This is a genomic window from Nostoc sp. GT001 (assembly GCF_030382115.1).
Classification (GTDB): domain Bacteria; phylum Cyanobacteriota; class Cyanobacteriia; order Cyanobacteriales; family Nostocaceae; genus Nostoc.
On sequence record NZ_JAUDRJ010000003.1, the window covers coordinates 5,493,938 to 5,517,947 of the forward strand.

The window sequence follows — 24,010 nt, forward strand, 5'->3', positions numbered from 1 at the left end:
CCACCTATAGGAAGAACTGCTAACTTACATCTTTATTTTACAGTTTTATTACTCCCCAAGGTTTCATTGATAGCCGTCATTAATAACTCATTTACAGAGATTCCCGCTGCCTTTGCCATACAGGAAATTACGCTTTTGGGGGCAAAAGAACAATACAACCCGGCTTCTAAAAACCAAGGTTGCCCCTTTGGGTCGATGCGGAAGTCAAATAAACTGTAGTGGCGACAACCCAAAGCTTGATGACACTTCTTAGCCACTTGCTGAACCTTTTGGGTAATCGGGTCGTTAGGGTCTACCATCCAAGCTTTGATATTATCTTTAGCGGCACAATCCAAGTTGCCATCGTCCGTTTGTTTGAGTTTATCAGCAAAGTTGCGGATGGGTTTATCGTGGGGGTCTACCTGATACTCTTCAAGGGGTAAACCCACTAGCTCGCCGTCTTTGACAATAATGCCACATCTGACTTCTCGACCGAGCTCGATAAATTCTTCTACAATGACCTCCGAAGCATATTCAAATGCTTGCTTGAGAGCAGCGTCATATTCAGTAGCCTCTTTGACTAAGGCTATCCCTAAAGAGTTATCGGAACTTACGGGTTTAACGATCGCTGGAGGTGTAATTGTTGGAACGTCTCCTTGGCGAAGCAGTTCTCCACGAGGCACTTTTACCCCTGCGGCTTCAACAATTGCTTTAGCTCTGCCTTTATGCGCTGCGATCGCCATGATATCTGGAGTATTGCCTACATAAGGGATCTTCAGCAGGTCAAATAGGGCGCGGTAGTGAGTCATTCCAGGAATACAAAACATTTGTGGTAACACGAGGTCAATGTTTTGCGCTGTTATAAACTCTATGGCATCAAACAGAGTCATCGGTTTGGTGTCAGCAATATCTTCAGGGCTGAGTGAGGGAGGAAATCGCCACTGGCGATCGGGTGTGATGTATGCGATCTGAAAGTCATAGTGCGATCGATCTGCCGTTGCCGCGAGACAGTCTTGGGCATAAAGGCGTGACAAATCACAGTAAAAATCATTATATGCAGACCCAACTAAATGAAGGATACGAAGTACTGGCATAATTTATCTTCCTATGTAGTATTAGAATTTATATGGACGTTCTCAGCTGAGTGGGCTATGAGAACCCCACCCCGCAAGCGAGGAGGGGCTATGATCTACTGAATTATTCTTCAATTACGAATTACGAACTTGTACTGAGCGTCTTGCCCTGAGCGTATCGCTAAAGCGAAAGCTCCGCTAACGCGTAGCGTCTCGTAGAGAAGCCGTTGGCGTGGTAACAGAGCCTGTCCTGAGCGTAGCCGAAGGGCGTAGTCGAAGTGCAGCCTCTCGTAGAGAAGGGAGCCGAAGTATTACGAATTACGAATTATTTAATCGCCACCTAATTCCACCAGTTTGCCAATATTGAAGTCTATTTTTACCCATCCTTTGAGTTGTTGGAGATTCTTCAGCAAAAGCAAGGGAATCTGCCAATGATGCAAAGTCAAAAATGGTATGGGGTCATCAAGACTGTAAATAGCATCAGTGCCCCGCACTAGAGTATTAACCGATGTTTGCAATTGTTTCCAAGAACGAATACCAGTTAGTCGCCAGATTTCGTGATATAGGAAGTAAGTGGGCTTGCTACTTGCTAGGGGTTCCAGAGGTGCAGCTAGGGGAGTTTTACCAAGATAAGCGTCTGCAACACCGGGGTGATTGTAGAACATTGTAATTGCCGAATGGGTACGGGGATTGCATTCAATGGCGTAAACTGTACCGTCTTCAGCTTGGATAAAGTCGAAAGAAACTTGCCCAGTTAAAGCCAAACTCTTGACGAAGTGTTGCACCCATTGACGGATTTGGGGATTTTCGACGTTTTCATAGTTGATTTGAAACGCAGAAGAGTTTGAACAACAATGCAATCTTAATTCCCCATCCCGCACTGTACTATGTGTGCATAATTCCTTACCAGGAATAAACTCTTGCATAATCCAAGGTTTTTCTGGACTGATAGGTAAACTGTTGACAAAGGCTGCTGTCTCTTCTGGGGTGTCGCAGGGAAGTTTGGTTAAATTTAAACGGCGAACGGAGTCGTAATCAATACTTTTAAGAATATATTTGCGGGTTTCTTGACTAAAATCGAAATTGATAACTTGTTGAGGATCTGTGATTTTAAACGATTTGGGGACAGATAAACCAAGCGATCGCGCCCGATCGGTAAAGGCAAATTTATCATCCAACATCTTGGTTATATCTGGATCGAAGTGGAAAACTTCGCAGTATTCTGATAATACAGGCTTTGCTAAAGAGTCATAATAGCTAGCTACAGGACTGCATACAGGAACATAAACGTCAACCTTTTCTTGCTTGACAATTTCTACTAGCGCCTGGATATAGCCTTCTGGATCTTCTTGTGGAGCCGGAACCGTATAAAAACGACTTACCGCCTTTGAAAATCTATGACCAGACAACCAGTATTTGTTACCTTCAATCAAAATAACTCTGTGTCCTGCGGCATGGAAAGAGCGAGCAAGTTGCAATGCTTTAGTCATCTTGGCTCCACTTACCAAGATAGTCTGAGGATGAGCAGCTACGACAGCTTTTTTCGTAAACGGCGAACTCACAATGCCCCACAGCAAAGATATCAATACTATCAAAGCATTGAACGGCAAGGCTATTAGTAATAATGTCAGAGTACCGAGAGTCTTGAATAGAGCTACTACCTTTACCTTAACACCCGTTGATGAGGTTGGGGATTGAGGCAGAGATAAAGAAATTGATTGTGCCATAAGTTTTTCCTTTGTGTTTATTGTAGAGACGTTGCATTGTAACGTCTCTACAAACTTTGTTACGCCACGCGTCTAATTAGCGTTACACCATCTCGGATGGGTAACAGAACTTGCTCTACACGAGGATCGGTGGCGACAACGCGGTTGAATTGAGCGATCGCTTCACCGTTGGCGGTGCGTTGTTCGGGTGGTAGGTAAACTTGTCCCTGCAACAAAGTGTTATCCACACAGATTAACCCGTCGGGAGTCAGTAAGTTACCATCCAAAATGGTCTGGAAGTATTCTACATACTCTTTTTTATCGGCATCAATGAAGATCAGATCGAATACTTCTTTTCTGGCAGCCAGCTTGTGGAGTGTCTCTAAAGCAGGTGCTACTTCCACAACGATTTTGTCGCCGTGGGGAGACTCACTAAAACAAGCTTGAGCAAATTCAGCAACATAAGGATCTACTTCGCAACCGATAAGTTGCCCATCACTTGGTAATGCTTCTGCCATTGCTAAGGCTGAATACCCTGTGAACATTCCTACTTCTAGAATGCGCTTTGCTTTAGTGATATGAACAAACATTTTCAATGTCTGTCCTTCCAGATGCCCTGAGAGCATTTCCTGCTCTAGTTGACGCACTGTTTCACCATCGCTGAAGCGTTTGCTCCAGTCTTCTTTACTAGTTTTTTGCGCCAATGCTGTCAATGCGCTCGATTCTGGCGTGGTGTAATCATCCAAGTAGGGATCTAAACCCGCCGCTAATTGAACTCCCTGCCGCAAAGAATCTAATATCTCTACGGGAATATTGTTCTCTTCTGCTAATTTGAGGGTTTGCTGTAGCTGGGCTACTAAAATACTGTGTGGCGTTATCGGTCTAGCTGTTTCTCGTCCTAAAACACTCGTCATATTTTCACACCCCCACTAGCTTGGCTTCTTGACTTTCAATGTATGCGTCAACACCTTTTCCGCCACGAGGGTATTTAGCACAAAGACGTTTGTGTTCAGCCAGAGCAACATCAAGTTCTTCACGAGTTAGATCGTTGGCAAAGAAGCACTCACCAATCGGACAAGGCATAGCTGCACGTAGTTTGCCATCTCGTGTCAAGCTTATCGATTGGGTAGCATCCCAGAGTAAATCTCCATCTAGTAGAGGATGATCGAGTGATAAACCGATACGACTCATCAAGTCTAGGATGCGATCGCGCTCTCCTGTTGGAATATAGCCGCGTTGTGCTGCAATGGTTGCAGACAAAGCCATATCTATATTGACCGCATGACCATGATATAGGGGTATCTGAGGTGCTAATTCTAGGGTAGGACTCCAAGTATGACCGTAAGCGATGACGCGATCGAGGTCTAGTTCATGCAAGTTAGGAGTCTCTAACTCCAACATAGTTTTGATTGCCTCGTAGTTGACTTTATGGGCAATCTCTTTAATTTCCGGTGTCGCGTTCACATGTCCAAAGTGAGTCGAAAGCAGTTCTTCGCCATATTCGTATAGCAGTTCAAAGACTTCCGAGTTAGAAACTACCGCAATTTTCACTAACTCTGCCATCCCATTACGAACTTGAGCCGTTGGCAAGGTTTTCAAGAATGAGAAGTCCAGGATCACTTTCAAGGGTGCATGATATGCTCCCAAGCGATTTTTTAACTTGCGATGATTAACTGCTACCTTAATCGCTACACCTGCATCGATTAAACCAATCAATGTGGTAGGAATGCGAATATAGTTGCTCTTGCGACGGTAAGAAGCACAAGCAAATCCAGCCACATCAGTAACTAGACCACCACCGACAACTAAGACTGGTTCTTTACGAACTAAGCCAAAATCTGAAAAAGCGTCAACGATTTTTTCAAAGGTTGCCAGGGTTTTAGCTGGCTCTGTAATGATGATCGGAAATACTGTCAGTTCAATGTCATAGTGTCTAAAATATGACCTGATCTGATCGCCATACAGTTCATGAACATTGGCATCAATTACAGTCAGACAGCGACCAAATTTTGCGTAGCTATCTGCAATTTCTCTGTTTTCAATATCAAATGCACCGTTCACATAGACAAGGCTAAAATCGATTTTTTCGTAACCTTGCACGTGAAACGCAGTTTCGGTAGCTTCAAATGATGCTTGAACCTTATTCATTGTGTTGCCCTTATTCCAATTATAAAGATTGTGAGATTTCGGTAATAATCGCGATTTACCCTAATGAATGCCAGCAAGCAATCATGTTTTTCACCCTTTCAGATAAAAGACAGGACAAAATTAGCTTTCAATCAAAAGCTAACGCTTATTACTGACTGGCAATGTTTTTAAACAACACCATTCATTTGAGTAAATTCTGTAGATGGGTTAACCTTTAATTCGGCATAACCTCAAACAAGTCAAGTATACACACTAGCAATATATTGGAATAATACTTGCCTTCTTATTCTGTGGATTATTGACTTTTGTTTTGGGAAACTCATCTGAATTCAGATTGATTCCACTATATCTAAATATAGTGGCTTTCCAACTGTAAGATTCCGCAAAAATTCTAACCGAGATAAATGATTGTATCGTTGATCTCCCAGCTTCAATTTTAGATTAGAACCTTGATTAACCGTTAGTTCGCTGTTTATGAGCATTAGTGTCAAACCTTATATTACTAAACTCGTTACACTCTCTTTGCTTCAGAATAACAGTGGACTTTTAGTAAGTTTATCTGAATTTTTATTAACTCCACTATATTTGTCTCTAACAACTTTCCAATCGTTAGACCTTGCAAAACTCATATCTAAGTAAACTACTGATATTGTTTATCATTGTCTATCTCCAGGCTGACATTTGATATTACAGTCATGATTAATCCTCATCTCGCCGTTTTTTGCATTAGTCTCAAACCATAAAATGGCTCAAAACAAAGATGACTCACTGCATTCTGTTCATAACATCAGTAAAATACCTCCTTTTCCAGTCAATTTAATGCTCAGTATTTAATATACATACTTCAGCAACCCCTGAAAATTCAGAATTTAAATATCTGAGTTACTGGCAACAAAAATTTAACTTTTTTAAGGAACGGTTGTGTGTGTTAAAGGTTTCTAAGTTTGCTTAAATTGCTTTCTTAGTCCTAAATAAAGGCTTTTCAAGCTGAACCAGCAAAGATTTTACTAGTAGGTTACTGAAAAGTTCAACACAAATCATAACATTACAGTAATACAAATCATAACATTTGTAAATATATTTCAGTCAATCCACCATGCGAAGTGTACTGAATAACCACATATCTACAATAAAATATGTCTAAAGATAGATATTTTATACAACAAGATATTTTGGGCAGTAGCTATATCTAAGAGACATCTGGCGAATTTAATTATGCGTTGCGTTGCCCGAAATCCATCGCTTTGTTGGTTCTAGATGCATATACATACAATAGATATAGCAGTTGCCAAAGCCGTTAGGACAGTTTGCGGGAAACGCGTCTTCAACAGCGTACTTTATGATTTTATTGCTGTCCTAAGCTCCCTGTCCGTTGCCATATCTTGCAAAAGTAACAAATGCCAAGATTTTGGGGGAAGGTTAAAGGGTAAGAGAAAATTCTATACCTTTACCCTTTATCCCTTATCCTTTTCCCCACTTCTGCAAGAAGTCTAATGTTTCACTTTTGCGTGTATGGTTCACGGGTAAAAGATCGCGATTTACCGGATGAACTCAACAGTACACTAATTCACATATATAGCAAAATATTGCCACTATATGCGATCGCAACTGGTGTAGTCTAAGAAATTATGGAACACACGCTGTTTTTATATCATATCTGCGTTAAAAAATTACAACGCTACTGTTGTGCTAGATAGCTGTCAAACGAAGGAATTTGCCAGTGCGATCGCTTAGTTACTTTACAATATAAAAAGTTGAGTATTTCTAACAGGCAAAATTTATTTAAAAAGTAATTTAAACAATCTTAATATTTATAAATTCCAAAAGCTAACATACAATTTGTGAAAAAAATTAGCGTGATAAACTTATAAGTCTGCTTACCCGTTGTAGGCATATCCTTGTAAAATATGTAAACCAAGTACTAATTCCTAGTAGCTTAAACGTGTCTTCTATGGCAATATGGATGTCAGGAAATATATTGTCACAAACAATTGATAATCCAAAAAAGAAAATAGCAGATAACAAAATTAGAAATTCAGTTTTCTTCAATATTGTTTTGAATTTAAGGAAAAAGATTGAGGTGATTGCAATGTAGATTAAGTAAAATGCGCTTTCATTAATATTTAAATAATCAGGAAAAACACTATCATGAATTAAGAAAAAGTCATCAAAGAGTAACAAACAGGTTATTAGCCCAGAAAACAAAAAGAATGATGAATATTCTTTAGCTCTAATATCTTTTTTCAGTAGTATGTAACTAAAGAGACATATTGATGCTGAAGAACACCAAAGCAATATACCAATATTTGAGAAAAATCCCAGATAAAAAGGCATACTCATGATGGCAGATGGATCTCTTGTCAAATCTTCTGTAGGTACTTTAGCTTTTAATTGCAGGAATATTGAAATTAAAGAAAATGGAATGATTGTTATTAAAAATGTTAATAATAAAATTTTGATTTGATTAATATAGCTTGATTTTTGAAGAACTAAGTTTGTCATGGGTTTCTACCTTGATTATCTAAGACCCTTCTTGCAGATTTTTAAGTATTGTTGTTGGATAACTGAATATCTGCTATGAAAGTATGATTTTGCTGCTCGTGTAAAAATTACTAGTAAGGACAAATGGGGTGTGTGACTGATAGGCATACATTTAGGCATCAACCAGATATTTACTAGACATATTTCAGTATTCGTTGGGCAGCAAAGAGTATCATTTTTAACTTTGATGATGATTTGGTTAAGAAGTTAAATGTCAAACACTTGAGTTGCAAGAGTATAGAATTAAGATAAGGTTAACAAAACAAAAGCAACAGGTTTAGATTATTTCATACAGCAAAAAAATATTCAAGTTATTTGTGTCTTGAATTTTTTAAGTTTTGATGAAGCTTACTATCTTAAATGTGCATAATCTAGGTTAGCTATGGATGCTAAAGAGTTGCTCAAGCGTTATGCTGCTGGAGAGAGAGATTTTAGTGGGATTAATTTGGAAGAGGCTGACTTGAATGGAGCTAATCTGAGCGGGGCTAACTTAAGTCGAGCTAATCTATTGGCAGCTAATTTGAGTGATGCTAATTTAAGTGGGGCTAATCTCAGTTATGCCAGATTGAGCCTGGCTAGGTTCATTGGTACTAATTTAGAGGATGCTAATGTGACTGATGCTGACATAATTGGTGCCACATTTGAAAATGCCAATCTCAAAGGGTCTTACCTTAGTGATTTCGGTTACATTAACAATGCCTTGTTCCAAAATACGATTGTTGGTGATGGTAGGATTATCGTTGGACCAGAGATAATTCATGGATGAATATTCTGGGTTACTCTATCAGCCAATATGAAGTTAATCAAATAAGAATTTTCATACAGCAGTTTTCAAGTAGATGAGGTACAAAATAACTCAAGTGTCTGCTTCAACATCGGATATTGCTTGACAAGTTAATTTCGATAGAAAAAAATTGAATATTTCTAAGCAGACAAAATCTATTTAAATTACTTTTTATAAAAACTTAAGATTTCTTAACTTAGTTTAAAAAATCTTGGTATTGACTTCAGAATATAAGAGCGATCGCTTTGTAAAGGTTAGTTGATATTAGTTGTCAAACTGCTGGTGAAGTTAGAAACTAAGAAATACAACACACGCAATTATTTTATGACTGCTATTTCTAACCTAGAATTCAAACGACCAATTTGGCAAACCGCGATCGTATTGACCTTGGGCTTTTGGCTCAGTGCTAGTCTAGTTTTAGACTGGGTAATTATGCCTAGCCTTTATCTTTCTGGGATGATGAGTCAAGCTGGTTTTACCACAGCAGGCTATACGATTTTTTGGAACTTCAATCGGATGGAATTATTATCAGCGGCTGTAGTCCTGACTGGGGCACTAGCTTTGAACAAAACCCGATATCACTGGAGTATTGGTAGTATTGTTTTATCTGTGCTGCTGCTAACTATAGCTGTACTTGACACCTATTTCTTAACTCCGCAGATGTGTGCTATAGGAGTTCAACTCAACCTATTTGAAGCTGCTACTGCTATTCCGTCGACAATGAATTTATTACACGCTAGCTATTGGGTACTGGAAGTAGTGAAGCTGGTTGCTGGTGGTACACTTTTAAGCTGGTGCTGGCGGGAGCAATTTTAAGTAGATGGAGAAGTATAACGGTGAGAATTTACACTTATAAATCTCACGCCAAAGACGCAAAGAAATTCTTTGCGTCTTTTCGCTACATATATCTTATGGATTAATGAATGCGATATTTACAACAGGCTATGCCTACGCGTACAATTTTGTATTTATATTTGTGATTTTTCAAACTTAGGATTTTTCGGATAAATTCGTACCATAAAATTATTCAGTTTTTTATAAGTGTAATTCAATAAGCAGACATATAATTATCTTTTACTGTACATTTTCAGCTTTCCCGGACATCTAAAAAAATAAATATTTCTAACAATTTTCTGGAAGATGATATTAATTAGTTTTCATGTTTACTTTACTGATTTATCATGAAGTTTATATATTCCTGCTATTTTTTTTTGAAAATTATAGTAACCTAAGTTTTAGTGAGTATTTACTTGTTATCTACCATCTAGCTGAAAACAGCTATTTTGCAGGTATCTACTACNNNTCAAGAATTTTCCTGNNNGTTCTTGAATTTGTCACTCCAATTTGTGCAGGGTGACTATTTAGGCCCACACAACATTAGAACCCGTTTCCAGTACTTATGAAGAGATTCCCTTCTGCTGATTTAGTCGCCTCTGCATCTCACCACACACCATCATGGCGGCAATTATCAGCAAACTCATTCTTGGCCGGAGGTTTACCATTATTGTTGTGCAAGTGATAATTTTGCCGAATCCCAAGACTAAGAGTTGCTCTACAATCACAAACTTAAGTAAGATATTGAACTTTTGGAATGCTTAGTTTTGAATAATACTTTTTCTCTTGTGAAGTTACCCTCAAGAATAAACTTCTTGAAAAAGTACCCGACGACTTTTGTCACGGATATAAAAACATACTTCCTCCGCGCGGACTTAATGCCTATAAACCTTGATGGAGAAACATTTACATTTACATTAAAGTAGATTTTGGTCGCTCCAGAATTCAGGATTAGGGACAAAAAACTTTTGCAAGAGAACTAAAGTATCTATAATTTTAGGNNNCAAAATACGGATAACAATGATACTTTTGTGACTGATGGGCGAGAGCCAATGGTCTTTGTGTGGCACTTGAGTTACTGTTAGATTGGCTAGATTAGCTAAAGATACAGAAAACCAATCTAATTTTTGAAATACTATATCCTGACAACTAGTCGGGCAATTTTGNNNTTGGTCAGTAGCATTAATTGGTTTAGTTGTAAGTTGTGGATTATAGCTTAACAGAGATTGGTGAATTAAGAGTTGGGGGGTGTGGAATCTCTGTACTAACTCAAATATGACCGCTATATTTATCTGAAAAGGCTTCCAACAAAGNNNCGGTGAATTCCGAAAAGGTAATTCACTAATTTTGCCTGCAAATGTTAATTTTATTTCAGAGCGATCGCAATGAAGACACTTCCGATTAGTAGATACAGATTTTTCCAAAAGCTCCAGCCCCTACCTTTGTTGAAAAAAATCACTGGTAAGTCGGTTACTGGTTGTTTACAAGTGTTTAGCACATCAGGCTCTTGGTCAATATATGTAGATGAGGGGAAACTAATTTATGCCAGCTACTCAGAGAAAATGTTTGAGCCGCTTTACAGAAATTTGCAACGCTTGAGCGAGCAAATTTCTACTCTCCCTGACGGAATCAAAGATCAGGTGCGGGCGATATTTGAAACTGGTATTGAAAATCAGGCAATACCGAACCCAGATTATCTGGCTATTTGTTGGTTAGTCAATCAGAAATATATCAGTTCTTCTCAAGCAGCAATGCTAATAGAGCAATTGGCGCTAGAAGTTCTAGAGTCATTTCTGAATTTAGAGGAGGGAAGCTATGAATTTATTCCTGAGAGTTTTCTGGATGATATGCCAAAATTTTGTCATCTAAATGTTCGTTTATTAGTTGAACGATGTTTAACGCCCCAAAATGTTCGCGTTAGCGTCTCTGAAAGAGAAGCGGGTTATCGTCAAACATCGCCAAATTATCAATCGCATACCTCACAATTTTTCCAAATAAATGAGCTACAATCTAAAGCCAAAACTACGCCAAAGTTACCTAAAATAAACGGCTATAAGCCAGCAACCTACTCGATTAATACTAATGAACACAGAGGTCAGCAAATCATCCAACCGCCTGCTGACAGAAAAATCTACACAATCTTGTGTATTGATGACAGTCCTACAGTATTGAATGCTATTAAAAGTTATTTAGATGAGCAAACCTTTTCCGTTATCGGAGTCACTGATTCTTTAAAAGCTTTAATGCAGATTATCCGTATAAAACCCGACATAATTTTGTTGGATATATCAATGCCTAATCTCGATGGATATGAACTCTGCTCTTTGCTGCGTAAACACTCATATTTTAAAAATACACCTGTGATTATGGTGTCAGAAAAAGTAGGATTCCTAGATAGAGCTAAAGCTAAGATGGTGAGAGCATCAGGCTATTTAACCAAGCCTTTTAAACAAGGAGATTTACTAAAAGTCATTTTTCAACATATTGTTTAATTTCCTAATATAGCAAGTCACTCCATTTAAACAGCCTATTATTTTAGATATTTAAGGTTGAATATTATCTGCGTCACTATCATTATAGTTATAGAATATTGTCTGAGTCAGTGAGAATTAATCATTCTCTTATAAAGGCAGATTAATACAGCATAATTCTGAATTCAGGAGAAAAATACGCTTTATACCTGGGTAAAAGATTTAGCTTGTGTACCTCACCAACTTGAAATCTGCTACACAAGTTGTTAACAGTGACAAATAATCAGTTAAGGGATTCCCAAATAAAAAAATATACAACTATTTATTGTGGGGTGGGCGACACGATAGCCCATAGTCAAAGGCGGGCAAGATGCCCACCCCACAAGATTGGATAATTTATACCAATTTGAAAAAAGAATGCGACAAATAGACCATTTGTAGAGACGCGATGAATCGCATCTTTAGCCAAGCATGTATTGCAATAATTAATTGAATTGCTATTATTTCTTGTAATATCATGTCCGCTTGATTGCTTATTAAACCCGAAGAACCCCACCCCCGCCAAAGCTACGCTTTGTCTCCCCTCCCGAAGAGCGGGGAGGGGATTAAGGGGAGCCAGTGCGGTCTTCTCCCAAGGGGAGACGCCAAGGGCGATGGGGTCTCCCCAAGTGGAGCATCTGGCGTGTGGGGTGCAATGACTGTGGTTAGCATAACTAATTATGCGGACATGATATAAGTCCCTAATGTACATCTTTTTTAAAATTGGTATTAGTTACAAGCCCTAACCTAAAAGTCAGTAGGGTTATTTTTCCTGAAATGTCCAGACTCCTTCATCCCAATCTGATTCTGTTGGGGGTGATTGTAACCAATGCTGACAACGCAACAGATGCAACATAGCAGCTTTGTCCTGGCTGTCTGCTGCCAAAACATTAGCAAATTCAGCCCTGGCACGAGAAAACTGCCGCTGGAGGTAATACTCACGCCCTTTATGATAGTGTTCAATCACTTGCAATTTTTCGCTTTCAATCGGATTTGAACGCAAACCCAGTAATTCGTATATGGCTACTGGTTCGTTTCTACCCTTGACACGAATGTAATCTAGTTCCCTAGCCCAAATGTTTTCTTGGCATGGTTTAAAAGTGTTATGGCTAATAATAATATCGCAACCATACTGTTTACTAACACTTTCTAATCGGGAGCCAAGATTAACGCCATCGCCAATGGCTGTAAATTCCATCCGTTTACTAGAGCCAATATTCCCGCTAATCACGGTATCTGAGTTGATGCCAATGCCAATTTTAATTCTGGGCTTATCATCTGTATGGCGACGTTGATTAAATTCGTGTAGGCGATGGCGCATTTCTAAGGATGTTTGTACTGCCATCCAAGCGTGTTCTTCTAATGGTAGAGGAGAACCAAACACAGCCATGATGGCGTCGCCGATGTATTTATCAAGAGTGCCTTTATGTTTAAAGACTGCCTCCACCATTGATTCAAAATATTCATTGAGCATACTCACCACTTCTTCTGCTTCCAAGTTTTCTGTTAATGTGGTGTAGCCGCGAATATCGGAAAATAATATTGAAACTTCTTTGCGATCGCCTCCTAGTTTAGCATCATCTAATTTCAGCAATTCTTCGGCTAATTCCTGGGTCATGTAGCGGTACATTGTACTCTTGAGCCGCTTTTCATCACTAATATCTTCCATCACCACCAGCGCCCCACGGACTTGCTCTTGGTCGCTAGCATCGGCAATTGTGTTAATCGATAAATTAATACTATGCTGTTCTGTACCAGTGCTTAAAAGTGTGCGATCTGGGTAATATTGCTGCCGGCCTTTTAAGTCAACTGCATGTAAAGCATCCTGATACCACTTGCTAAAGTCGCCTTCTTTGATGCCAATGACATCATTAACTAATTTACCTTCTAAACGGTCATCTACTCCCAATCCTAGTAAACGTTGGGCGCTTTCATTGGCGGCGATAATTAACCCAGTTTTATCAGTGGAAACCACTCCATTGGAAAGACTACGCAGAATATCCCGTTGCATTTGTTCTTGTTGCTTGACTGTGGCAAACAACTGAGCATTTTGCAGCGCGACTCCCGCTTGAATATTAAAAGCTTCCATGAACTCTTCATCGTTGCGGTCAAAGCTAGCTTGGAAGCAGTCAGGAGCTTTAGGCCAATCCGCTGGATTATAAGGTGGAAAATCCCCGGATTTCTTTTTATTTACGAGTTGGGTAACGCCAATCAGTTGTTGATCGGCATTAAATACTGGCATACAAAGTAAGCTACAGGTGCGATAGCCATTTTGCTGGTCTAGTTTTTGGGCTGTCTCTGAGTCAGGATCGTAGTACAAATCAAAGCCAATATTTAACTTTTTGCCAGAAGCCGCGACTATGCCAGCAAAACCTTTACCTACGGGGACTCGTAACTCTTTCGTTGAACCATCATCCTGAGTGATTTTCGTCCACAATTCATGACGATCGCGGTCTATCAACCATAGTGTACTGCGATCGGCATTCATCAGTTCTTTGGCTTCATCCATCACCCGTTTCAGGGTATCTTCTAAGTCGAGACTACTTTGAGAGAGAGACTTAATCGCCTTCATCAGCGCCGCCACTGCTCTTTGTTTTTGGGTAGCTACATAAAAAGAGCGCGAGGACTCTAAAATCAGGCAAATCGAAGGGGCAAATTCTTGAAATAATTGTTCGTCAGCACTGGTGAAACCTTTAGTATCAATGCGCTCTGCAAGTGGAGCATCGTGATTATTTTTAGATTTTAATTTATTCAGTAATTGTACTACTGCAACTAATTGCCCATGTTCATTTAAGAGTGGCAAAGCTAGCATGGTGTAGGTGCGATAGCCAGTTCTCTTTTCTTGTTCTTGGGCAAAATGCGATCGCGGATCGTTATAGAAATCAAAGGGGATATTAATAACTTCTTTAAAAGTGGCAACTTCACCACCAATGCCTTTATTAGCCGGGATGCGAATTTCTAAAGAGCGACCGCCCTCACCCTCAGCTAAAATTGACCAAAGTTCTTGCTTTTCTTCATCCAATAAAAATATCGTCGTCCGGTCTGCCCCCAGTAATTCCCCGGTTTTCAAGGTAATCGAATGCAACATTTCTTGCAGAATGGTTTCAAACCCCTGAGAATCGAGCATTGATAGGGTTTGATGAACAATCTGTAATTTTTGCTCAACATCCTGAACCACCTGTTTAAAAGTATCCTGAGTCAGGGGAGCAAGAAACGTAGAAAAAGTTCCTTGTCTTGTGGCAAGAGCACCCACAGGAGCAGATTTTGCTGGTAATTCGAGGTTTTCTTGGTTGTGAACACTAATAATCACATCAGTGGTCTCCCCACAACTTCCTTGATACGCTGACATAACTGGTATTTTATATAACAGAATGAGGTTTTAGATTTAACAATGAGATTAAATTTATGTAAGTGGTGTTAAAAGCAACAATTGCTCGACATTATCCATAGTTTAATCGCTTGTTTAGCCAGCGTCATCCTGTGAATAAACGCTCAAGCTGATTACCAACAAGCATGGCTTGACCAAAACCCCTTCCCAGTGGTGAATACAGATGATAAATAGAGGGTTAGACCCCTCATGTAAACGAGAAAACAATGTTTTCCGCAGGAGATTGATTGTTAGTGTTGCGTTGTAAGATTTTGCAAGGTAACACTAATGAGCATTGCTGTATCCGTAGAGTATAGTCAATTTATTTGAAAATGGCTGTATTTCGTAAGTAATTATACGCAATTCCTATATTCAACTGCGATCGCTTCCTGTCGCAGATATGTCAGCCTGAAAAAAAAGTGCTGAGTAACAAATACTGAACCCGCAGATCCCCGACTTCTCAAATAAGTCGGGGATCTTGTTGATCGCAAATGATTTAGGATTCCTATAGATATTAATTTTATACAGATAAAGTTAATTAAAAATATTAAGCACAATAGCATTTCAGCCAAACATAAATATAAAATCAGATTCAATCTTTGGGTTTAACCCAAGATGTAATATTCACCCGATTGAAATCCACAGGATTATTTTAATGAGAAAATTAAAGACTCAAGTATTTTTAGGCTTGACAGGCGCATTTTTGGCAGTCGGATATTCCAGTTTGCTAGCTACAGAAATTCCCATACAGAGTACATCAAACCTCAGAAAGGATTTATTAGCGCAATTAGAAACTAATCCAAATGTCAATGAGTATCTGGAGAAAAATAAACCAGAAAGTTATCAAGCTCTAAAAAGGCAGTTAGATACAGCTATTGAGGATGCAAAAAGACCCAGTGAAGAGAAAGTAATAAAAAATCTTTGGTCATTGTCAAAAACTAATCCTCAAATAAAGTGGAGAGAAAATAACGGCAAAATTGAATATCTGATGGCGAGTTGGAAATATGTCAAAAACCCAACCGAGGATTGGAAAGTAGGTATAAAAAAAAGTATAGAAGCACGGACTTGGTTAACAGCCGTTCCTCAAGTTAAGGAATTTTGTCAAAATTGTAAGGGGATCGGTATAGATATTCCCGGTAATATTATGCTTTCTCTGAGGTTACAGCAGTATTTAGGCTTAATTTTAAATAGAAATTCAAATAAGACGCATTTTGTCGAAATGTGGGTGAAAGCTGAGGATTTAAGTAGACCATGTGTCGATCCAGAAATTAATGATTCTAGTTGTAATGTTTTTAATATACCGATTCCTGCTAGTTATCCGATTTTGCAAGAGATATACACAAGTTCTTATGCCGTTGCTAGTCAAGAAAATTATCCTTGGACAGGTTTAGGTTACACCTATGATTGGGGAAATCCGAAAAAACCTCGTGAAGGGGCTAGTGAGTTTCTGATCGACGGAACTAAAGAAAAACCGATAGAAATAGAAGTTGTTTCAGTCACAGCTACGAAAGAATATTGTAATAATCAATATTTAACGCTAAAAGATTAGAAATGAGCGCTCATGAAACATCTTGAAGGTAAAGTGGCTTTAGTAACAGGTGCTACGCGGGGAATTGGTAGGGGAATTGCCATTGGCCTTGGTGAAGCAGGTGCAACTGTATACATCACGGGTCGCAGCCTCAACTCCTCTAATGATGGGGTTTCAGGAAGTCTTAGTGAAACGAAATCAGCCATTGAGGAAGTCGGTGGTGTATGCATTCCCGTCCAAGTCGACCACAGCGAGGATGAGCAGGTGCGTTTGCTTTTCGATCGCATTCAAGATGAGCAAAATGGCCAACTCGACCTACTGGTAAATAATGCTTACTCAGGAGTTCAGGCATTAAAAGACGCTCAGGGACAGCCCTTTTGGGATTCTGAACCAAGTCTTTGGGATGCTAGCAACAACGTTGGGCTTCGCAGCCACTATGTTGCGAGTGTTTTTGCGGCTCGGATGATGACTAAGCGTAACTCTGGACTCATTTGCACCATTTCCTCATGGGGTGGGATGTCTTATATCTTTGATACAGCTTATGGTGTTGGTAAAGCAGCTTGCGATCGCCTAGCTGCTAATATGGCTGTTGAGTTAAAGCCCTATAATGTCACTTCTGTTTCAATTTGGCCAGGTATTGTTGGTACTGAGCTTTTTTCCCGTTTTGCTTCGGAAATGAATCAAACCAATGCTACTGAAAATAATTTCTCATTTTTAAGCGATCGCTACAACTGGGAAACTCCCTTATTTACTGGACGAGCGATCGCTGCACTTGCTGGTGAGCCAAATATAATCCGCCGTACAGGGCGTGTACAGATTGTTGCTGAACTGGCTAAGAAATATAATCTTGTAGATGAAAATGGCTATCAGCCCGCATCCCTACGCTCTCTGCGTTTTGTGCTGCCGGCTGCATTGCCTCTACTGAGAAAGTACTCATGGCTCATACCTGATATTAAACTGCCGTGGTCGCTGCTATTATTGAATGCCCTCGGTTCGCCTAAAATTTAATGCCCAATATGCAAATTTTGTCACCCCTTTAGCAAACAAGCTGTTTGAGATCGTAAAACTTTGTATCCTGAATTAATAGGTCTTAATAGTTCTTTTAAAACTGGTGCAAGAAGATTTTCGGTTAATTGTTGATTTAGTTTTAGTTCTAGGCGTTGCAGCCTGTGGCGGACTATTGGCGGCACTTTTGCAACAACCCGTGCTGCTGGGATATCTTATTGGCGGGATAGTCATTGGGCCAACGGGACTGGGATTGATTAAAGAACTGATTCAAGTAGAGACTCTGGCACAGTTCGGGGTAGCCTTTTTGTTATTCGCCTTGGGTGTGGAATTTTCCTTTGCGGAACTCAAGAAGGTAAAAGCGATCGCTCTTGGTGGAGGTGGACTCCAGATTGCTTTGACGATTTTGGTCACGGTTTTAGTATGCGGGTTAAGCGGAGCCTGGGGAGCCTTACCTGCTAAGGGGATGTTTTTAGGGTGTATTCTGTCCCTGTCTTCCACAGCAGTTGTCCTCAAGTGCTTGATGGAGCGCAATGAAACAGAAACGCCCCACGGGCAAGTGATGCTCGGAATTTTAGTTGTCCAGGACTTGGCACTGGGACTAATGTTAGCAGTCTTACCAGCCCTCAACCAACCAGCAGAAACTATTGGCATTGCTGTCCTAACAGCGCTAGCTTCGATTGCTTTATTTGCTGCTGGGGCTATAGCTGCGGGGATTTGGCTGATACCGCCTTTGTTGCAACTGCTAGCCCGTACCGAAAGTAAAGAACTATTTTTATTAGGGGTTGTAGCCCTGTGTTTGGGCATTGCCCTGTTGACAGAGCATTTGGGACTGTCCATTGAAATGGGGGCATTTGTCGCGGGTTTGATGATTTCTGAGGTAGAGTACGCCGACCAAACCCTGACTTATGTCGAACCACTGCGAGATATCTTTGCCAGTTTGTTTTTTGCCGCCATTGGGATGTTAATTGACCCAGTGTTTTTGTGGAACAACCTGGAATTAATTTTGGGATTGGTGACACTAGTTTTCTTGGGTAAATTTTTGATTATCACGCCCTTAGTGAAACTGTTCCGCTATCCTTTGAAAACAGCCATAATTGCTGGTTTAGGATTGGCGCAAATTGGGGAATTTTCCTTTGTTCTCGCTAGTGAAGGGCAGTCTTTGGGGCTGGTGTCTCGACAAATATACTTATTAATTTTGGGAACCACCGCAGTTACTCTGATGCTTACTCCCTTTGTATTGCGGTTAGTGCCATTTTTATTTAACTTTGCCGAATCAATGCCCTGGTTGAAACCGTACTTAGAAGAAGATGAGGCGCGGGATGTATCGGAAGATTTGCCCTTCAAAGACCATGTAGTTGTTTGTGGCTATGGGCGAGTCGGCAAGAATTTGGTGAAGTTGTTGCAGCAACATGACCTACCTGTGGTAGTTATCGACCAATCAGAGAGTAGAATTCAGCAGTTGCGTGAGGCTGGGGTATCTTATGTTTATGGCAATTGCGTCAGTTTACACGTTCTGGAAACCGCCGGGGTGAATCACGCCAAAGGAATGGCGATCGCACTTCCTGACCCTATGAGTACCCGTCTTTGTTTGAAACGCGCTTTGGAATTGTGCCCAGAATTAGATTTGGTTGTCCGTGCTACCCAGGATAAAAATATTGAGGTGCTGTATCAATTGGGAGCCAGGGAAGTTGTGCAACCAGAGTTTGAAGCCAGCTTAGAAATGGCAACCTATTTATTAACTGGCTTAGGCTTGTTGTCGCCACCTGTCGTACAACGAGAAATGCAGCAAATCCGCAACGATCATTACTTAGATTTGCGCCCAGAGCGCTCTGCAACTGAAGTTGCTCGTGATTTGCGCCAAGCTACGCGCGATTTAAATCAGCGCTGGTATCCTTTACCATCCAATTCGCCCTTAATTGGTATGAGCATAGAAGAAGCGGATATGCGCTATTTAACAGGAGTGAGTTTGATGGCGATTCGCCGCGCTAACGGCGAAGAAATTGATTATCCCAACAATCAAACCAAATTGGCAGAAGGCGATCGCTTGTTAGTAGTAGGGGCTGATGAAGAACTAGCAGCTTTGGCAGAATTTGCCAAGGGACAAGCGGCTGTTCCCGGAGAAAATAGTGCTTGTCAGTGGGTTACAGTCAATGCAGATGCACCAACACTAGGTAAAACCCTTGCAGATTTAGATATCGCCAAGCAATTTGGAGTACAGGTACAGGCGATCCGGCGAGATGGTAAATTTATCCGCTATCCTGATGGCGGCATGGATTTGCGAGTCGGCGACCAAGTATTATTATGTGGTGGCTTGACAGGTTTGAGTCAACTAGAACAGTTATTTGCGATCGCTAGTTCAGTACCCCTTTCGATCCCAGTGCTGAAAGCTGGTGAGGCAGAAACGCTCAAAGACTTTCTACCTGCGGATAGTGTGACTGATTAAGCTTTAAGACTCTGCAAGCTAAGTGGCTCAATATAGCGATCGCGCCTTTGGGATGGTAGTGATTTGGCTATTTGGGGTGCTTTTTCATATTCTTTTAGGATAATAAGCTAAAAAACATCTCATTTGCATAATCGAATTAAATATATAGCAACGGACAGGGAGCTTAGGACAGCAATAAAATCACAAAGTACGCTGTTGAAGACGCATTTCCCGCAAACTGTCCTAACGGCTTTGGCAACTGCTATAACTCTTGTGGGGTGGGCATCTTGCCCGCCCAGTTTATGCAATTTAAATGTGGAACAGCTTACCAGATCCAAGATGTTCTCTCTGATGCGGACATCATCATGGATTGAGTAATTTGCAGCTCAGTTTTGGTAACAGTCCATCCGTAAGAGCTTAAAAGGATGTTTGAAAAGTGGTTGCGGGGTAAGGCGACAAATCAAGCTTGAGGACTGGCGATCTTTTGCCCTTGACTACTCTAAATTTTGATTATCTTTTGCAGAAAAATATTTAATTGGGTCATCTGCTTGATCTTTGTCAATCGCAGAATTTTTCGGTCTACTGAATTTGATTATCTTGTTTGATAACTGAATTTATCTAAGAATTGAGCTTTACTTTTTACAAATTTCTTCTATCTTTACAATACTTTTTTATCTCATATTTTCAGTTATCAGATACTTTGGCGATAATGATAATTACTGTACTGTATTTACAGTACTTTATCCAAAATTATTTGTGAGAACGCTTTTTAAGACTTAATGGCAAAAGTCAGATGAAGAGAAGCGATCGCGTAACAAAGTTTCGCGATAATGGTTATAAACTAAGAAAAACTACGTTTTTATATCGTTGTAGCTGTATCTTTTCATCTTGAAAATATTACTGAAATTATACTTATAATGTTGTACACAAGTTTACGTATTATTACGAGAGCATCTGCTAATCTACTCTGTAAGCTTTTAGGACAGCCTAGTGTTAGTAATTTAGAAACTCAACTCTATGATAAACAAGTTCAGATTCAGCAGCTAGAAGAGCAAGAAAGGGCGCTTTACCGAGTTATTAGCAAAATTCGAGCTTCTCTTGAATTAGAAACAATTTTTCGTACAGCCACTAAAGAAACTTGCAAGTTACTCCGAGTCGAACGGATTGCCGTTTATCGTTTCTATGAAAACTGGGGTGGAGAATTTGTCAGTGACTTTGAGTTTGCAGAGACTGGATGGGATGATGTAGAGACATTAGGAAAAAATACAGTTTGGAATGACTCTTATCTAAAAGAACATCAAGGTGGACGGTATCGTAATAATGAAACTTTAATTGCTTCAGATGTCTACGCAGCAGGCTTGTCTCAATGCCATTTAGAAATTTTAGAACAGTTCCAGATTCAAGCTTATGCAACTGCACCAATATTTGTGGGAAAAAAACTGTGGGGAGTGCTTGCAGCTTATCAGCATTCACAGCCACATGAATGGAAACAATTAGAAATTCAGTTTCTATCTCAGATTGCAACGCAGTTAGGATTTGCAGTTAAACAAGCAGAATTTTTAGCTCAAGCAGAACAAAAAGCAGCAGAACTGTATAAAGCAAATCAGCAGCAGGAGATTCTATTTAATTTAGTTGCTGAAATTCGTGAATCTCTGAATCTAGACACCTTGTTTAAGACTACTGCACGAGAAATTCGTAAGGCTCTCCGTAGCGATCGCGTCAGTATCTTTCGATTTGACCCGGAATCGAACTATACCTCTGGTGAATTTGTCTCTGAGAATGTCTTGCCTGACTACGATTCTACGATCACCATTAAGGTTAAGGATAATTGTTTTGCTGAAAACTATGCAGTTGCTTATCACCAAGGGCGTATACAGGTATTATCAGATATTTATCAAGCTGGGCTAAAAGATTGCCACATTCAACTGTTAGAGCAATTTCAAATCAAGGCACAAATTGTTGCACCCCTAATGAAAGGAAAAACTTTATGGGGATTACTATGTGTTCATCAGTGCCATTGTTCGCGTGAGTGGAAAAAGTCGGAAATTCAATTTATCCACCAGTTAGCTGCTCAGTTTAATGTAGCTTTAGAACATTCTGAGTTATTAGAGCAATTCCGCTCTCAAGCTAATCAACTTGCTCAAGCAAACAATGCTTTAGAACTAGCAAATTCTCAGTTAGAAAAACTTAGTAAGCTAGATGCTCTAACCCAAATCGCCAACCGTCATTGTTTTGATCAGTTTTTAGAGCAGGAATGGGATCGACTAAAACTAAGCGAAAATTATTTATCTTTAATTATATTTGATATTGACTATTTCAAGGATTATAACGATTCTTATGGGCATTTAGCTGGTGATGAATGCTTAATACAAGTTGCTCAGGCAGCACAATCTGTATTAAAGCGTCCTACCGATCTACTAGCTCGTTATGGTGGTGAAGAATTTATTGTAATTTTGCCAAATACGAACGAATCAGGTGCGATTAAAGTAACTAAGCTGATTCAAAAATCTATTCAAGAATTAAAGATTACCCATAAAAAGAAGAGTAACTTTCAATATTTTGTGACCGTCAGTTTAGGTGTGGCAATTCAAAAACCAACAGATAAAAGTTCAGCTCAAGACTTAATTAATGCAGCTGACAAAGCTTTGTATAAAGCTAAAGAACAAGGACGCAATCGGTGGGTTTGTGCTGCAAAATTCTAAGTCTAGTGACGAAGAATAGGGGTTCAAAAAGAGGGAGGGAGCAGGGGGATTGAAACCCTTACTCCACTTAGTTTTGCGGCAGGGTAGAAGAAGTATTCACCCTGCTACTGTGATTTTTCTGCCTCACTCCTAACCCACTTGCGGCTTGATGTAGGCGATCGCTTGTTTCCAAACGGTGGTTTGCTGGCTATTTTCATCAGCAATACAGATACACTGTGGATCTTGCCATAAAACCTTTCCTGTGAGTACATCCTGAGTCACCAGCTTTAACTCAACTGGCGTTGTTTGTTTAATCAGGTTTTGGACTTGTCTAATACTGGGTAAAGTGGTGTCAAATTCAGTAAGCATTTTTAGTAAAGATGAACCTACAAGGCAAAATAAAGAGTAACTAATCCTTGATAATTCATCCTTGAAGAAATGGCAATCGAATTTACTAAGTATCATGGTCTAGGCAACGACTTTATTTTGATTGACAATCGCTCGTCATCGTTGCCTATAGTGACTCCAGAGCAAGCGATCGAGTTGTGCGATCGCCATTTTGGTATCGGTGCTGATGGTGTCATTTTTGCCCTCCCCGGAGAAAACGGCACTGACTACACCATGCGGATTTTTAATTCCGATGGTTCAGAACCAGAAATGTGTGGCAACGGCATTCGCTGTTTAGCTGGCTTTTTGGCAGACTTAGAAGGCGAATCCCGAAATCAAGACTCATATCGCATTCATACTTTGGGTGGTGTAATGACTCCCCAACTCTTATCAGATGGTCAAGTTAAAGTAGATATGGGTTTACCCAGGTTACTCGCTAGCGAAATTCCTACCACCCTTGTACCCAATGAAGAAAAAGTAATTTCTCAGCCGTTAGAGGTGGCGGGGCAAACTTGGGATGTCACCTGTGTAAATATGGGAAATCCTCACTGCATTACCTTTGTGGAAGATGTCGCAGCAATTGAGTTAGAAACCATCGGCCCAAAATTTGAGCATCACCCAGCTTTCCCGCAACGCATAAATACTGAATTTATTCAAGTGGTACGCCGTGACTATTTGAAAATGCGGGTGTGGGAACGGGGTGCTGGGATTACCTTAGCTTGTGGTACTGGTGCTTGTGCTTCTTTAGTAGCTGGAGTGTTAACCGGGAAATGCGATCGCATCGCCACTGTAGAATTACCAGGTGGTCCCTTACAAATTGAATGGTCAGAAGTAGACCAACGGATTTACATGACAGGCCCGGCTGAAAAGGTATTCACTGGTAAACTGTAACCGACTTACTATTGGCATTACTCAAGTAGTAGTGCCATAGAAGCCTTGCAGCGATGTCTGCGGCGGGCTGTGCCATCGTTTCTTATAGTTATTTAATAATATTGCAACACATCCTTGGGTAAAGACGCGATGAATCGCGTCTCTACAATAT

At 40.1% G+C, this 24,010-nt stretch carries 16 protein-coding genes; 9 read left to right on the top strand and 7 right to left on the bottom strand.

From position 1 onward, the window contains the following. Nucleotides 1–32: 32 nt before the first annotated feature. From QUD05_RS26135 to QUD05_RS26150, 4 genes are all read right to left on the bottom strand, one after another. Entirely contained in the window at nucleotides 33–1,073 is a 1,041-nt protein-coding gene (locus QUD05_RS26135; RefSeq protein WP_289798631.1) for a D-alanine--D-alanine ligase family protein, read from the bottom strand. Nucleotides 1,074–1,381: 308 nt separating this feature from the next. Next, nucleotides 1,382–2,779 (bottom strand): ATP-grasp domain-containing protein, encoded by a 1,398-nt coding sequence (locus tag QUD05_RS26140; RefSeq protein ID WP_289798632.1) that lies wholly within the window; start codon nucleotides 2,777–2,779, stop codon nucleotides 1,382–1,384. Nucleotides 2,780–2,838: 59 nt separating this feature from the next. Then, nucleotides 2,839–3,672: an O-methyltransferase gene (locus tag QUD05_RS26145; protein WP_289798633.1), complete on the bottom strand. Its 834-nt coding sequence runs from the start codon at nucleotides 3,670–3,672 to the stop codon at nucleotides 2,839–2,841. Nucleotides 3,673–3,676: 4 nt separating this feature from the next. Continuing rightward, on the bottom strand, nucleotides 3,677–4,906 hold the full coding sequence (locus tag QUD05_RS26150; RefSeq protein WP_289798634.1) for a sedoheptulose 7-phosphate cyclase: 1,230 nt from the start codon (nucleotides 4,904–4,906) through the stop codon (nucleotides 3,677–3,679). A 1,493-nt stretch (nucleotides 4,907–6,399) separates the two neighbouring features. On the opposite strand from QUD05_RS26150, the gene QUD05_RS26155 reads away from it, so the two are divergent. After that, nucleotides 6,400–6,528: a hypothetical protein gene (locus QUD05_RS26155; RefSeq protein WP_289798635.1), complete on the top strand. Its 129-nt coding sequence runs from the start codon at nucleotides 6,400–6,402 to the stop codon at nucleotides 6,526–6,528. Nucleotides 6,529–6,757: 229 nt separating this feature from the next. On the opposite strand, the gene QUD05_RS26160 is transcribed toward QUD05_RS26155, so the two are convergent. Then, nucleotides 6,758–7,408, bottom strand: coding sequence for a DUF8692 domain-containing protein (locus tag QUD05_RS26160; protein ID WP_289798636.1), 651 nt, complete (start codon nucleotides 7,406–7,408; stop codon nucleotides 6,758–6,760). A 421-nt stretch (nucleotides 7,409–7,829) separates the two neighbouring features. Here QUD05_RS26160 and QUD05_RS26165 point away from each other — a divergent pair, with 421 nt between their 5' ends. The 3 genes from QUD05_RS26165 (at nucleotide 7,830) to QUD05_RS26175 (ending at nucleotide 11,557) form a co-directional block, all read left to right on the top strand. Further along, entirely contained in the window at nucleotides 7,830–8,213 is a 384-nt protein-coding gene (locus QUD05_RS26165; protein ID WP_289798637.1) for a pentapeptide repeat-containing protein, read from the top strand. A gap of 342 nt (nucleotides 8,214–8,555) precedes the next feature. Continuing rightward, on the top strand, nucleotides 8,556–9,047 hold the full coding sequence (locus tag QUD05_RS26170; RefSeq protein WP_289798638.1) for a hypothetical protein: 492 nt from the start codon (nucleotides 8,556–8,558) through the stop codon (nucleotides 9,045–9,047). A 1,403-nt stretch (nucleotides 9,048–10,450) separates the two neighbouring features. Further along, the gene (locus tag QUD05_RS26175; RefSeq protein WP_289798639.1) at nucleotides 10,451–11,557 is read left to right on the top strand and encodes a response regulator; all 1,107 of its coding nucleotides are present in this window, start codon (nucleotides 10,451–10,453) and stop codon (nucleotides 11,555–11,557) included. Nucleotides 11,558–12,338: 781 nt separating this feature from the next. Here QUD05_RS26175 and QUD05_RS26180 read toward each other — a convergent pair. Further along, nucleotides 12,339–14,924, bottom strand: a complete 2,586-nt coding sequence (locus QUD05_RS26180) for an adenylate/guanylate cyclase domain-containing protein (protein WP_289798640.1) — start codon at nucleotides 14,922–14,924, stop codon at nucleotides 12,339–12,341. 673 nt (nucleotides 14,925–15,597) lie between these two features. On the opposite strand from QUD05_RS26180, the gene QUD05_RS26185 reads away from it, so the two are divergent. The 4 genes from QUD05_RS26185 (at nucleotide 15,598) to QUD05_RS26200 (ending at nucleotide 22,602) form a co-directional block, all read left to right on the top strand. After that, on the top strand, nucleotides 15,598–16,491 hold the full coding sequence (locus QUD05_RS26185; RefSeq protein ID WP_289798641.1) for a hypothetical protein: 894 nt from the start codon (nucleotides 15,598–15,600) through the stop codon (nucleotides 16,489–16,491). 12 nt (nucleotides 16,492–16,503) lie between these two features. Continuing rightward, on the top strand, nucleotides 16,504–17,478 hold the full coding sequence (locus tag QUD05_RS26190; protein WP_289798642.1) for an SDR family NAD(P)-dependent oxidoreductase: 975 nt from the start codon (nucleotides 16,504–16,506) through the stop codon (nucleotides 17,476–17,478). A 103-nt stretch (nucleotides 17,479–17,581) separates the two neighbouring features. Beyond that, nucleotides 17,582–19,921: a cation:proton antiporter domain-containing protein gene (locus QUD05_RS26195; protein WP_289798643.1), complete on the top strand. Its 2,340-nt coding sequence runs from the start codon at nucleotides 17,582–17,584 to the stop codon at nucleotides 19,919–19,921. 896 nt (nucleotides 19,922–20,817) lie between these two features. Next, a complete protein-coding gene (locus tag QUD05_RS26200; RefSeq protein ID WP_289798644.1) occupies nucleotides 20,818–22,602 on the top strand; it encodes a diguanylate cyclase domain-containing protein in 1,785 nt (594 codons plus the stop codon). 129 nt (nucleotides 22,603–22,731) lie between these two features. Here the strand turns inward: QUD05_RS26200 and QUD05_RS26205 are convergent, their stop codons facing one another. Then, nucleotides 22,732–22,950, bottom strand: a complete 219-nt coding sequence (locus QUD05_RS26205) for an Hfq-related RNA-binding protein (RefSeq protein ID WP_289798645.1) — start codon at nucleotides 22,948–22,950, stop codon at nucleotides 22,732–22,734. Between the two features lie 69 nt (nucleotides 22,951–23,019). Here QUD05_RS26205 and dapF point away from each other — a divergent pair, with 69 nt between their 5' ends. Next, the gene (gene dapF / locus QUD05_RS26210) at nucleotides 23,020–23,859 is read left to right on the top strand and encodes a diaminopimelate epimerase (protein WP_289798646.1); all 840 of its coding nucleotides are present in this window, start codon (nucleotides 23,020–23,022) and stop codon (nucleotides 23,857–23,859) included. The last annotated feature ends 151 nt before the right edge of the window (nucleotides 23,860–24,010 follow it).